Here is an 11607-nt window from a genome sequence, read left to right on the forward strand (position 1 = left end):
ACCATGAAACCCATTGTCATCCTTGGCATCTTCGTTGCCGACACCTCTTATCGCGCCGACCGCATGCCCAAGATGGGCGAGACCATCCTGGGGCGGACCTTCGCCTTGGGGCCGGGGGGCAAGGGCTCGAACCAGTCGGTGGCCGCAGCCATGGCGGGGGGGCGCACGCATATCATCACGCGGCTTGGCCGCGATGATTTTGCCCAGATCGCGCGCTCGACCTGGGACAAGGCCGGCGTCATCGCCGAGGTGACCGAGGATGCCGACAGCTATACCGGCGCGGCCTTCATCTTCCTGGAAGAGGCCACCGGCAACAACGCCATCATCGTCGCCCCCGGTGCCGCCGCCCGGATCACCCCCCAGGATCTGGAGGCGAAGGCCGCGCTGATCCGCAGCGCCGCGGTCTTTGTCACCCAGTTGGAGCAACCGATCCCCGCCGCCCGCCGCGGGCTGGAGATCGCACGGGCGGCAGGCGTCACCACGATCCTGAACCCCGCCCCGGCCGCTGAACTCGACGACGACCTTCTGGCACTGTGCGACTACCTCACCCCCAACGAATCCGAGGCCGAGACCCTGACCGGCCTGCCTGTGACCAACCTGGATGAGGCGGAACGCGCTGCCGATGCGTTGCTGGCGCGCGGCGTGGGCGCCGTGGTCATCACGCTGGGCGGCAACGGCGCGCTGTATCGGGACCGGACGCGCAGCGCGCATGTCCCGGTGATCAGCGCCGGGCCGGTGGTGGAAACCACGGGCGCGGGCGATGCGTTCAACGGCGGCTTCGCCGTCGCCTTGTCCGAGGGCCGCGACGTGGTCGAGGCCGTCCGCTTCGGCTGCGCGACCGCCGGGATCAGCGTGACCCGCCCCGGCACCGCACCCGCCATGCCCGCGCGCAGCGAAATCGACGCGCTTCTTGCCCGTGGGTGACCGGCCGTCACAGGCCTGTTACACTTTCGTCGCATAGGCTTTACCCAGCGTCCCTAGACCCGGGGGCGTCGGCGTGGAGCGGAACGATGGACGGAATGCGAGCGATGGAGCAGGAACTGACCGCCGGGGAGACCAGGATCTCGGCGCGAGGTGTGCAGGTCTGGTACGGCCAGAACCATGCGCTGCGCGACGTCGATGTCGACATCCTCGACCGGTCGGTCACAGCCTTCATCGGACCGTCGGGCTGCGGCAAGTCGACCTTCCTGCGCTGCCTGAACCGGATGAACGACACCGTCGCTTCCGCCCGGATTGGCGGCAAGATCCTGCTGGACGGCGAGGATATCTATGACCCCCGCGTCGATCCGGTGCAGTTGCGCGCCAAGGTCGGTATGGTGTTTCAGAAGCCGAACCCCTTCCCCAAGTCGATCTACGACAACGTGGCCTATGGTCCCCGCATCCATGGCATGACCCGCAACAAGGCCGAGCTTGACCAGATCGTCGAGACCGCGCTGCGCAAGGCCGCGCTCTGGAACGAGGTGAAGGACCGCCTGGATGCCTCGGGCACCGGCCTTTCCGGCGGCCAGCAGCAGCGACTGTGCATCGCCCGCGCCGTCGCGACCGGGCCCGAGGTCCTGCTGATGGACGAACCCTGCTCGGCCCTGGACCCGATCGCGACGGCCCAGGTCGAGGAACTGATCGACGAATTGCGCGCCAGCTTCTCGGTCGTGATCGTCACCCATTCCATGCAGCAGGCCGCCCGGGTCAGCCAGAAGACCGCCTTCTTCCACCTGGGCAACCTGGTCGAATACGGCGAGACCGCGCAGATCTTCACCAACCCGAAGGACCCGCGCACCGAGGCCTATATCACCGGCCGGATCGGCTAAGGAGACTGCCCATGAATTCCGCCCACATCCTGTCGGCGTTCGATCGCGACCTTGAATCGATGCAGGCCCTGGTGATGCGTATGGGGGGGCTGGTGGAAACCGCGCTTCTGGACGCGGCCGAGGCGCTGGACACCCGTGATGAAGAGCTGGCCAGACGGGTCCGCGCCGGGGATGCCGCCATCGACGCGCTGGAAGAACAGATCCACTCCGGTTGCGCCCGCCTGCTGGCGCTGCGCGCACCTGCCGCGACCGACCTGCGCACCGTGCTGACGGTGATGAAGATCGCCGCCGCGCTGGAGCGGTCGGGGGATTACGCCAAGAACCTGGCCAAGCGGACCGCCGTGCTGGCGCAGATGGCCCAGATACCGGGCGCCTCGGGTGCGATCCGGCGGCTCGCCAAGGCGGTGGTGCAGATGCTGACCGACGCGCTGGACGCCTATATCCGGCGCGACCTTGCCCTGGCCGAGGATGTCCGCAAGCGGGACCGGGACATCGACCAGATGTACAACTCGATCTTCCGCGAGTTCCTGACCCACATGATGGAGGACCCGCGCAACATCGGGGCCTGCATGCACCTGCATTTCATCGCCAAGAACATCGAGCGGGTGGGCGACCATGCGACCGCCGTGGCCGAGCAGGTGATCTACCTGGTCACCGGCGAGTTGCCGGACGAGGAGCGGCCGAAGGTCGACAGCACTGGGACGGTGGCCTGAGATGGCCCGCAGCGGGCAGCCGCGCGTCCTGCTGGTCGAGGACGAACCGGCGCAACGGACCGTGCTGGCCTACAACCTGGAAGCCGAGGGCTTTGCCGTCACCCAGGCCGACAACGGCGAGGATGCGATGGTCCTGGTCGACGAAGAGGACCCCGACATCATCATCCTGGACTGGATGATGCCCAAGGTCTCGGGCATCGAGGTATGCCGTCGGCTGAAGATGCGGCCCGAGACGCGGGGCATCCCGATCATCATGCTGTCGGCCCGGGCCGAAGAGGTGGACCGGATCCGCGGGCTGGAGACCGGGGCGGACGACTACGTCATCAAACCCTACTCGGTGCTGGAGTTGATGGCGCGGGCGCGGGCGCAGTTGCGGCGGGTGCGGCCCTCCACCGCCGGGGTGGTGCTGGAGCATGAGGATATCCGGCTGGACCCGGAAAGCCACCGGGTCTATCGGGGCGAGAATGTGCTGAAGCTGGGGCCGACCGAGTTCAAGCTGCTGGTCACGCTGATGGAGCGGCCGGGGCGGGTGTTTTCCCGCGAGCAGCTTCTGGACCTGGTCTGGGGGCGGGACATCTATGTCGACACCCGGACGGTGGACGTCCATGTCGGCCGGCTGCGGAAATCGCTGATGCAGTTCGGCGGGTCCGATCCGGTGCGGACGGTCCGGGGGGCGGGCTACGCGCTGGGGTGAGCATGTCCACGGTGGACATTTTCCGTTTTCCTTTTCCGATCAGCATCTTGGCCGCGGCCGTTCAGGATTTCTTAACCTGCTGAGGGCACCGCCGGATGCGGGCGGTTTTCATATTGAGCGCCTTGCGGCGCGAAGTCCCTTGTCTCGTCGGCGGGCTTGACGCCCTTCTCCTCGGGCGGGTCTGCGGGCCGCGTGTCAGGGGGACATGGTGCTGCCTCCGGCGGGGATATTTGGGCAAAGATGAAAGGGCGGCTGGAGGGCTTTGCGGCGGCGACCAGTTGCGCCATGCTGATGCGGGGTTACGGCGGAGGACGGGATGGCCTGGGGAACCGAACATGACGCGGTGCGCGCGGTCGTGGTGGAGTATCTGGAAGGCATGTGCTGGGGCGATGCGGCGAAGCTTCGGCGGGCCTTTCACCCGGGCGCATTACAGGTCGGGCATTTCGCCGAGACCTATGAATTCTTTCCGCTGGAGGAGTTCATCGACTGGCTGAAGGCGGAAGAGACGGCGCCCGCCGGCTCGCCCATCATCGCGGAGCTGTTGTCCATCGAGGTAACCGGGACGGTGGCGGTGGCGAAACTGACCGACACCTGCTTCGGGACTGACTTCACCGACTATCTGGTCATGGTGAAGGACCGGCCCGACGCGGAGGGGCGCTGGCAGATCGTGACCAAGGCCTATCATGTCCATGCCGGCCGTGGGCTGCCGCCAATGGGGTAAGGCGCGGGCGGGGCCACCCCGCCCGATACCCTAAAGCAGGGCCGCCTCTTCGGCGCGGCGGGCCTCGGCCTCGCGCGCGGCTTCGATCCTTGCCCGGCGCCGGCGGTTGATCTCGTACAGCACGGCAAGCACCAGCGTCACGCAGATCAGCAGGAAGGCCAGCGCGTTGATCGTTGGCGTGATCCCCGAGCGGACCTTGGAGAACACATAGACCGTCAGCGTATCCGACCCGCCCCTTGTGAACTGGGTGACGTTGAAATTCTCGATCGACTGGAAGAAGGCCACCGCCGCCCCGGCCGCGATGGCCGGGTAAAGATGCGGCAAGAGAATCCGGCGCATCACCTGGGCATGGGACGCCCCGAGATCGAGCGCCGCCTCTTCCAGCCCGGAGTCAAAGCTTTGCAGCCGGGCCAACACCAGAAGCATCACCATCGCGGCGATATAGCTGACCTGACCCAGGACCGAGAGATGCAGGCCCGGGTTGAACAGGAAGAACTCCGTCCCCATGGCATTGCCCATCTTGGTCCACAGGATCATCGTCGAAATGCCGATCACCACGCCGGGGATCAGGATCGTCGAGATCATCATCCCGTAAAGAATGGTGCGCAGCCGGCCGGATATGGAATTGACCATGATCGCGGCCGCTGTGCCGACCACCACCGCAAGCAGCGCCACCGCTGCCGCGACCCAAAGCGTGTTGGCAAAGGCCAGCATCATGCGCTCGTCCCGGATCATTTCCGAGAACCACATGGTGGTGAAGCCGCGCCAGGGCACGACCGACGGGAGTTTGGAGTCGTTGAAGGCCGCCCCCGACATCACCACCAGCGGCGCCAGCAGGAACACGAGGAACAGCAGCATGTAGAGATGCGCGAGGTTCTGGCGGAACTTGTGCATGATGCCCCCCTTACTTCGCGATGTCAGACAGCTTCACCCGGAACAGCCGCATCGCGATGGTCACGAAAACGGTGCAAAGGAGAAGCAGAAGGAAGGCATAGGCGCTGGCCGTGTTCCAGTCGAGCGCGTCCTTGAACCACTGGTCAATCGTCTGGGTGAACCATTGCGAGGTGGTCGAGCCCAGGATCGACGGCACCAGAAGCGAGCCGGCCGACAGCATGAACACCATGACCGAGCCCGAGGCGATGCCGGGTTTGGAATGGGGAAGGACGATGCGCCAGTGGATCTTCCACCAGGGGGCGCCCAGATCCTCGGCCGCCTCGATCTGGTTGGTGTCCAGCGACTGGATCGCGTTGTAGATCGGGAACAGCATGAACAGGACATAGGTGTAGATCAGCCCGATCACGACGCCGGTATAGCCCATGTTGGTCCAGCGGATCGGGTCCTCGATCAGGCCGAGACCGAGGAGCAGCGCATTGAGCGGGCCCTTGAAGGCAAGGATGATCCACCAGGCGAAGGCGCGCAGCACCTCGGACACCCAAAGCGGGATGAAGAGCATCAGGATCAGCGTCGGCAGCGAGCGCGGGTTGACGATCTTGGCCATGTAATAGGCCAGCGGATAGGCCAGCAGGAAGCACAGGAAGGTCACGACCATCGAATAGAAGATGGTCAGCCAGAAGGTCAGCACATGCACCGGGATCGAGAATTCGAACCCCAGGAAGCTGCGGTCGACGTTGCCGTCAAAGACCTTGAGGTAGTTGTTGAGGCTGTAGGTGTCCTTCGGGCCGCCGACCTCGACCACCGGCAGGTAGGGGCGGAAGCTTTGTTCGAAGAGCGTGATGTTGGGCACGATGACCAGCATCACCAGCCAGAAGGCGACCAGAAGGCCCATCAGCAGGGTCAGGCCCGGACCGTAGCGGCGGATCAGATCCTGCATGGGTCAGCCCCGCACATTGGCATCGGGCAGGATCGCGGCCCGCGCGGGATCGAAGGACATATGCACCCGCACGCCCTTTTCGGGGACCGTGGCGGACCCGTCGTTGCGCAGTTCGGACGTCAGATGCGCGCCGGTGTCGCTGGTGGCGTGGACGGCGATGAAGCTGCCTTCGAACGAGATGTCGCTGACGGTGACGGGGACCGAATTCTCGGCCGCGGGGGTGGCGGTGATGATCGTATGCTCGGGCCGGACGTAGAGTTTGCCGATCTTGCCCGACAGATCGCCCAGCCGGGCGCGGAACTGGCCGTGGGGGGTGGTGAAGCTGGCCATGCCGGCGGCGGCGTGCTGCACCTCGCCCTGAAAGACGTTGTTTTCGCCGACGAAGCTGGCGACGAAGCCGTTGACCGGGTTGTTGTAGATCTCGCGCGGGTCGGCGATCTGCTGGATGCTGCCCTGGGACATGACGCCGACGCGGTCGGACATGGCCAAGGCCTCGCCCTGGTCGTGGGTGATGTAGATGAAGGTGACGCCGGTGCGCTGCTGGATGGCGCGCAGTTCCGCCCGCATGTGCTGGCGCAGCTTCAGGTCAAGCGCCGACAGGGGTTCGTCCAGCAGCATGACCTGGGGCTCGACGGCAAGGGCGCGGGCGATGGCGACGCGCTGCTTCTGGCCGCCGGAAAGCTGGCTGACCATCTTGTCGGCGGCCCCGGGCAGGTCGACCAGTTGCAGCAGGTCTTCGGCCTTCTTGCGGCGGGTGGCCTTGTCGACGCCGCGGACCTCCAGCCCGAAACTGATGTTCTCCCAGATCGGCATCAAGGGGAACAGGGCCAGGTTCTGGAAGATCAGCGCGGTCGGGCGCTGGTTCGGGCGCTTGCCGCGCACATCCTCGCCCCCGATGCGGATCACGCCTTGCGTCGGTTCGATGAAGCCCGAGACCATGCGCAGGATCGTCGTCTTGCCGCAGCCCGAGGGGCCGAGGAACGAGAAGAACTCGCCCGGCCGGATCGAGACGTTGGCGTTGTCCACCGCGCGGAAGGTGCCGAAGTCGCAGCACACGTTTTCTAGATCGATTCCGGCGCTCATTCCCGTGTGGTCCCCCTGGTGGTCTTTTGTTTCAGGCTAGCAGTCCGCCCCTTGGGCGCAAACGCTATCGCCAGTTGGCGCCGGCTGGTCGGTCCAGAACGACCTGCAAGGCGCGAAAAAAGGCACGCCGGACCCAAGACGGGCCCGGCGTGTGGCAGATCAGGCTGGCATCAAGCCGCCTTGTACTTGTCCGAGTACTCGGCCCGCTTGGCCAGGAACTCGGCCGACTGGTCGGGCCACCACCACAGCTTGGACAGGGCATCTTCGTTGAAGGTGCCGTTGTAATAGGCGGAGACGTCCGGGTTCATCAGGTCCGCCGCGCCCTTGGCCACCGGGTTGGACGAGAAGGCCGTGGCCCAGCCCGCAGCCCCTTCGGGCGTCGAGACGAACTTCACGAACTCATGCGCCTGTTCGACGTTGGCGGCGTTCTTCATCAGGACAAAGCCCTGGTGCCAGGCAAAGGCACCCTCGACCGGGGCGACATAGGCATAGCCGTCGTTGCGCAGGTTGTAGCCGGTCGAATCCCAGCACAGGCCCACGGTCGCGCCGTTGGCGGTGAAGCCGGCGTTGGCTTCGTTCTCGCCCGACCACCACTGGACGATGTTGCCCTTGGCCTTGATCGCTTCGGCCAGCGCGATGTCCCACAGCTCGACCATGGCGGCCATGTCGCTGTAGCCGTCCATCCACGGACGCGGCAGCTTGCCGGTCGCATCCAGCCAGCGGCCCATCGCCGCCAGCGCCGAGTGCGGGCGGACGGTCGAGGGGTTTTCCGGGTTGAATAGGTCGCCCAGCGACGGCGGGGTCGACAGCTTGGCGTCGGCGGTGTTCACCACCAGCGATTCCGTGCCCCAGTTCGACGGGACATATTTCAGCATCCCGCCGGGACGCGAGCGTTCCCCGGCCGCGCCATCGGCCAGGCCCGGCAGGTAGTTGTCCATCGCCAGCTTGGATTCGTCGAACGCGCCCAGCAGGCCATTCGAATCCCAGGCGCCGACGCGGTCGATCGTCGGTTCGATCACGTCGATCCCGCCAGCCTCAAGCGCGACCTTTGCCTCGCCGAACATGGTGTCCTGGTCGGGCAGTTCCTTGAAGTTGACCTTGATGCCGGTCGCGGCCTCGAACGCGGGGAACACGTTTTCGACCAGGCCCGGATAGCCGGCCCAGCCGACGAAGTTGATCTCGCCCGAGGAGGCAAGCGCCTTGGAGGAGATCAGCGCCGGGGCGGCAAGGGCGCCCGCGCCGACGGCGGAGCCTTGCAGGAAGCGACGGCGGCTGAAGGCAGAAGTGCGGTGTGTCACGAATGGTCTCCCTGGTTTCATCGTTGCTCGCGCGGGTTGGCCCGCGGCGTTGTTGGATGCCGGGCGCGACGCCCATGCGCGCGCCCCGTGCCGCGAAAGTCTACTCTGGCTGCAGGTCATGCTGTCAACGCACAGATGCGTCGCGGCCACCCCCGGACACCGGTTATTGATGCGCCAGTCAACCAAAGGCTGCAGCGGGCCGGCTTTGCGGGCATCGCCAGGGGTCGGGGGCCGGGAGCTGCCGGGTTTTCGGGCAGCGGGACAGAATCAGCGCCTCAACCCTGGGGCGATTGCGGGCCACCCTCTACCCCATCGCGCGCCATGGCGACCGACTTCACGATGGCAAAGGCCCCCTGCCCCGGCACCAGCCCCAGGGCCTGGACCGAGCGGTGGGTGACCCGCGCCAAGAGCGACTGACCGCCAAGGTCAAGCTGCACCAGCGCGCCCGCCGCATCGGCCGGATGCAGGGACAGAACCCGGACCGGAAGGATGTTCAACGCCGACAGGCCAAGGGGCCGGTCAAGCGCCAGCATCACGTCCTGCGCGGCGATGCGCAGGCGCACGGGTTGGCCCGGCGCGCCAGACAGGCGTGGCAGCCACAGCGGGCCGGCCCCGGTTTCGACCCTTGTCAGACCGTCCGCTTCCTGCGCGGCGATCCGGGCGCTCAGGATTGCGCCGGCATCCGCCAGGCCCAGAAGCGCGGCCGTCGCAGGGTCGGACAGAAGCTGCGCCGCCGGGCCTTGCGCCACCATGCGGCCAGCCTCGATCACCGCGATGGTGGTGGCCAGGCGGGCGACTTCGGGCAGGGCGTGGCTGACGTACAGGATCGGCAGGCGCAATTCGTCGCGCAGCGCCTCGATATGGGGCAGGATCTCGGCCTTGCGCGCCTCGTCCAGCGCGGCGAGGGGTTCGTCCATCAGGATCAGCCGGGGTTCGGACAGAAGCGCCCGGCCAATCGCGACGCGCTGCCGTTCCCCCCCGGACAGCGCGCCGGGGCGGCGGTCCAGAAGCGGGGCGAGGCCCAGAAGGGCCACGATCCGGTCCAGATCGCGCGGGGCGCGGCGGCGGATGCGGGCGGCGTAGGTCAGATTGCCGTGGACGGTCAGGTGCGGGAAAAGCCGGGCGTCCTGAAACACATAGCCCACCCCGCGCCGGTGCGGCGGCAGGTGGTGCAGCGGCTGGCCGTCCAGCAGGATCGTCGCCTGGTCCGGGCGCAAAAGCCCCGCGACCGCGTTGATGATCGTGGTCTTGCCCGAGCCGGAGCGGCCGAACAGGCAGGTCAGGCCCGGCGGCGCGGTCAGGTCCACCTCCAGCCGGAAGTCGGGGAAGTGATGCGCAAGGCGGATCTCCAGCGTCATCGGCCGGCAATCCGCGCCGCGACCCGGCGCGACAACCCCTCGGACAGCGCCAGCGCGAGGAAGGCCACCGCGACCGAGACCAGGGCCAGCCCCCAGGCCGCGCTTTCGCCGTCGGGGATTTGCAGGAAGCTGTAGATCGCGGTGGGCAGGGTTTGCGTCTGGCCGGGGATATTGGCGACAAAGGTGATGGTGGCCCCGAACTCTCCCATCGCCTTGGCGAAGGCGAGGATGGCGCCGGCGATGATGCCGGGCAGGATCAGGGGCAGCGTGACGGTCAGCCAGACGACGGGGGCCGGGGCACCCAGGGTAGCGGCGGCCTGTTCCAGCCTTGGGTCCACCGCCTCGATCGCCAGGCGGATGGCGCGGACCATCAGGGGAAAGGACATGACAGCGGCGGCCAGCGCGGCCCCGGTCCAGCGGAAGGCGAAGGTGACGCCGAACCAGTCCCAAAGCGGTGCGCCGATCCAGCCCTGCCGCCCGAAGGCAAGGAGGAGGAGGTACCCCGTGACCACCGGCGGCAGGATCAGCGGCAGGTGGACTAGGCCATTCAGCAGCCCGTGGCCGGGAAAGCGCCAGCGGGCGAGTGCATGGGCAGTCAAAAGGCCAAGGGGCAGGCTGGCCAGCGTGGCCCAGAGCGAGACCTTGAGCGACAGGGTCAGGGCCTGCCAGGCCTCGGGCGGGAGGGAGGGGATCATGGCGGAAGGAAACCGTGGGCGGTGAACTGCCGCAGCGCCTGGGGGCTGGCGAGGTGGTCAAGGAACGCCGCCGCCTCTGGTCCGGCGGTGGCGGTCAGCGCGGCGGGATAGGTGATCGGGCGGTGGCTGTCGGCCGGGAAGGTGGCAAGGACGGCGACGCGCGGCTCGGCGGCAGCGTCCGAGGCATAGACGATGCCCAGGGGCGCCTCGCCCAGGGCGACAAGGTGCAGCGCGGCGCGGACGTTGTCGGATTGCACGACGTCTTTTTCGACAAAGGACCAGAGGCCAAGGGTGGTCAGCGCCTCTTTCCCGTATTGGCCGGCGGGGACGGCATCGACCAGCGCCATCGACAGCTTGCCCCCGGCCAGCAGGGCGGGCAGGTCCAGGTCGGGCGACAGGATCACCGGCGCGGCATCGGGCGGGCCGATCAGGACCAGCCGGTTGCCCAGAAGATCGCGGCGGCTGGCGGGCTGGATCAGGCCGCGCGCGGCAAGGTCGTCCATCCACTCGGTCGAGGCGGAGAGGAAGAGGTCGGCCGGGGCACCCTGGGCGATCTGGCGCGCCAGGGCCGGGCTGCCGGCATAGGAGAGGGTCACAGGCGTTCCGGTCGCCTGGGTGAAATCGGCCGCCACCTGATCCAGCGCGGTCTTCAGGCTGGCTGCGGCAAAGACCGTGACCTCGGCCAGGGCCGTCTGGGCCGAGAGGAATAGGGCGAGAAGGGCAAGGCGCATGGCGGTCCGATATGTTTGGCGAAACATATGGCATGGGGCTGGCAGGGCCAAGCGTTATTTCCCGCCGGACATATCCGCCAGAAGCGCCGCGATGCGCTGGACCCCCGGCGCGGCGGCGGTCTCGGTGGCGGCCAGGACGGCGCGGTAGGCCGCCAGCACCTCGTCCCCCGCTTCGGTCAGGCTGGCACCGCCGCCCCCGGCCCCGCCGCGGGCGCTGGTCACCAGGGGCGCGCGGAAGGCGGCGTTCATTTCCTCGACCAGGGTCCAGGCGCGGCGATAGCTCATCCCCATGGCGCGGCCGGCGGCGGCGATGGAGCCGGTCTCGGCGATGCGCGCCAGAAGTTCGGCCTTGCCGGGACCAAAGACCAGCCGGTCGCCGAACAGAAGCCGCAGTCGCAGGGTCACGTCAGGGGGGGTCATGCGCGCCAGCATCCCCCGCCAGGCCGGGCGACGCAAGCCCGGCCTGGGGCTGCCCGCAGGCGGTTGGCTGGCAGTTGCGTGGGTGCAGGGCGGCTAGCAGATTGAGCGCCTTGCGGCGCAAGCCCTTTGTGTCGGCTTTGCGCGTGAAGGACGCGCAAAACCTCGGGCGGCCTCCGGCGGGGATATTTGGTGCCAGGTGAAAAGGGGGGGCCACTGGCGGCCGGACTGCCCTTTGCCGGTTCGTTGGGGCGGACG

Annotated in this window: 13 protein-coding genes; 5 read left to right on the plus strand and 8 right to left on the minus strand. The window is 67.5% G+C overall.

Annotated elements, in window-relative coordinates:
* Nucleotides 1-3 precede the first annotated feature (3 nt).
* From rbsK to CXR42_RS07250, 5 genes are all read left to right on the plus strand, one after another.
* The gene (gene rbsK / locus CXR42_RS07230) at nucleotides 4-924 is read left to right on the plus strand and encodes a ribokinase (protein WP_103256745.1); all 921 of its coding nucleotides are present in this window, start codon (nucleotides 4-6) and stop codon (nucleotides 922-924) included.
* A gap of 86 nt (nucleotides 925-1010) precedes the next feature.
* Nucleotides 1011-1808, plus strand: coding sequence for a phosphate ABC transporter ATP-binding protein PstB (pstB, locus tag CXR42_RS07235; protein ID WP_103256746.1), 798 nt, complete (start codon nucleotides 1011-1013; stop codon nucleotides 1806-1808).
* Between the two features lie 11 nt (nucleotides 1809-1819).
* On the plus strand, nucleotides 1820-2521 hold the full coding sequence (gene phoU, locus CXR42_RS07240) for a phosphate signaling complex protein PhoU (protein WP_103256747.1): 702 nt from the start codon (nucleotides 1820-1822) through the stop codon (nucleotides 2519-2521).
* 1 nt (nucleotide 2522) lies between these two features.
* Nucleotides 2523-3215: a phosphate regulon transcriptional regulator PhoB gene (phoB, locus tag CXR42_RS07245; protein WP_103256748.1), complete on the plus strand. Its 693-nt coding sequence runs from the start codon at nucleotides 2523-2525 to the stop codon at nucleotides 3213-3215.
* A gap of 316 nt (nucleotides 3216-3531) precedes the next feature.
* Nucleotides 3532-3936: a nuclear transport factor 2 family protein gene (locus CXR42_RS07250; protein ID WP_103256749.1), complete on the plus strand. Its 405-nt coding sequence runs from the start codon at nucleotides 3532-3534 to the stop codon at nucleotides 3934-3936.
* 30 nt (nucleotides 3937-3966) lie between these two features.
* Here CXR42_RS07250 and CXR42_RS07255 read toward each other — a convergent pair whose 3' ends face one another.
* The 8 genes from CXR42_RS07255 to CXR42_RS07290 form a co-directional block, all read right to left on the minus strand.
* Nucleotides 3967-4830, minus strand: a complete 864-nt coding sequence (locus CXR42_RS07255; protein ID WP_103256750.1) for an ABC transporter permease — start codon at nucleotides 4828-4830, stop codon at nucleotides 3967-3969.
* 10 nt (nucleotides 4831-4840) lie between these two features.
* Nucleotides 4841-5767, minus strand: coding sequence for an ABC transporter permease (locus tag CXR42_RS07260; RefSeq protein ID WP_103256751.1), 927 nt, complete (start codon nucleotides 5765-5767; stop codon nucleotides 4841-4843).
* A gap of 3 nt (nucleotides 5768-5770) precedes the next feature.
* Nucleotides 5771-6850, minus strand: coding sequence for an ABC transporter ATP-binding protein (locus CXR42_RS07265; protein WP_103256752.1), 1080 nt, complete (start codon nucleotides 6848-6850; stop codon nucleotides 5771-5773).
* Nucleotides 6851-7020: 170 nt separating this feature from the next.
* Nucleotides 7021-8148, minus strand: coding sequence for an extracellular solute-binding protein (locus CXR42_RS07270; RefSeq protein WP_180996005.1), 1128 nt, complete (start codon nucleotides 8146-8148; stop codon nucleotides 7021-7023).
* A gap of 275 nt (nucleotides 8149-8423) precedes the next feature.
* Entirely contained in the window at nucleotides 8424-9506 is a 1083-nt protein-coding gene (gene modC / locus CXR42_RS07275) for a molybdenum ABC transporter ATP-binding protein (protein WP_103256754.1), read from the minus strand.
* On the minus strand, nucleotides 9503-10201 hold the full coding sequence (gene modB, locus CXR42_RS07280) for a molybdate ABC transporter permease subunit (protein WP_103256755.1): 699 nt from the start codon (nucleotides 10199-10201) through the stop codon (nucleotides 9503-9505). The genes modC and modB overlap by 4 nt, the downstream gene beginning before the upstream one ends.
* Nucleotides 10198-10932, minus strand: a complete 735-nt coding sequence (modA, locus tag CXR42_RS07285; RefSeq protein ID WP_103256756.1) for a molybdate ABC transporter substrate-binding protein — start codon at nucleotides 10930-10932, stop codon at nucleotides 10198-10200. Before modA ends, modB begins: the two co-directional genes overlap by 4 nt.
* 54 nt (nucleotides 10933-10986) lie before the next feature.
* The gene (locus tag CXR42_RS07290) at nucleotides 10987-11352 is read right to left on the minus strand and encodes a winged helix-turn-helix domain-containing protein (RefSeq protein ID WP_103257084.1); all 366 of its coding nucleotides are present in this window, start codon (nucleotides 11350-11352) and stop codon (nucleotides 10987-10989) included.
* Nucleotides 11353-11607: the final 255 nt, after the last annotated feature.

Origin of the sequence: Tabrizicola aquatica, assembly GCF_002900975.1 — a bacterium.
Lineage (GTDB): Bacteria > Pseudomonadota > Alphaproteobacteria > Rhodobacterales > Rhodobacteraceae > Tabrizicola > Tabrizicola aquatica.

Excerpts from the sequence above, each read along its gene's own strand:
- rbsK (WP_103256745.1), top strand. The coding sequence starts at position 4 with ATGAAACCCATTGTCATCCTTGGCATCTTCGTTGCCGACACCTCTTAT.
- pstB (WP_103256746.1), top strand. The coding sequence starts at position 1,011 with ATGGACGGAATGCGAGCGATGGAGCAGGAACTGACCGCCGGGGAGACC.
- phoU (WP_103256747.1), top strand. The coding sequence starts at position 1,820 with ATGAATTCCGCCCACATCCTGTCGGCGTTCGATCGCGACCTTGAATCG.
- phoB (WP_103256748.1), top strand. The coding sequence starts at position 2,523 with ATGGCCCGCAGCGGGCAGCCGCGCGTCCTGCTGGTCGAGGACGAACCG.
- CXR42_RS07250 (WP_103256749.1), top strand. The coding sequence starts at position 3,532 with ATGGCCTGGGGAACCGAACATGACGCGGTGCGCGCGGTCGTGGTGGAG.
- CXR42_RS07255 (WP_103256750.1), bottom strand. The coding sequence starts at position 4,830 with ATGCACAAGTTCCGCCAGAACCTCGCGCATCTCTACATGCTGCTGTTC.
- CXR42_RS07260 (WP_103256751.1), bottom strand. The coding sequence starts at position 5,767 with ATGCAGGATCTGATCCGCCGCTACGGTCCGGGCCTGACCCTGCTGATG.
- CXR42_RS07265 (WP_103256752.1), bottom strand. The coding sequence starts at position 6,850 with ATGAGCGCCGGAATCGATCTAGAAAACGTGTGCTGCGACTTCGGCACC.
- modC (WP_103256754.1), bottom strand. The coding sequence starts at position 9,506 with ATGACGCTGGAGATCCGCCTTGCGCATCACTTCCCCGACTTCCGGCTG.
- modB (WP_103256755.1), bottom strand. The coding sequence starts at position 10,201 with ATGATCCCCTCCCTCCCGCCCGAGGCCTGGCAGGCCCTGACCCTGTCG.
- modA (WP_103256756.1), bottom strand. The coding sequence starts at position 10,932 with ATGCGCCTTGCCCTTCTCGCCCTATTCCTCTCGGCCCAGACGGCCCTG.
- CXR42_RS07290 (WP_103257084.1), bottom strand. The coding sequence starts at position 11,352 with ATGACCCCCCCTGACGTGACCCTGCGACTGCGGCTTCTGTTCGGCGAC.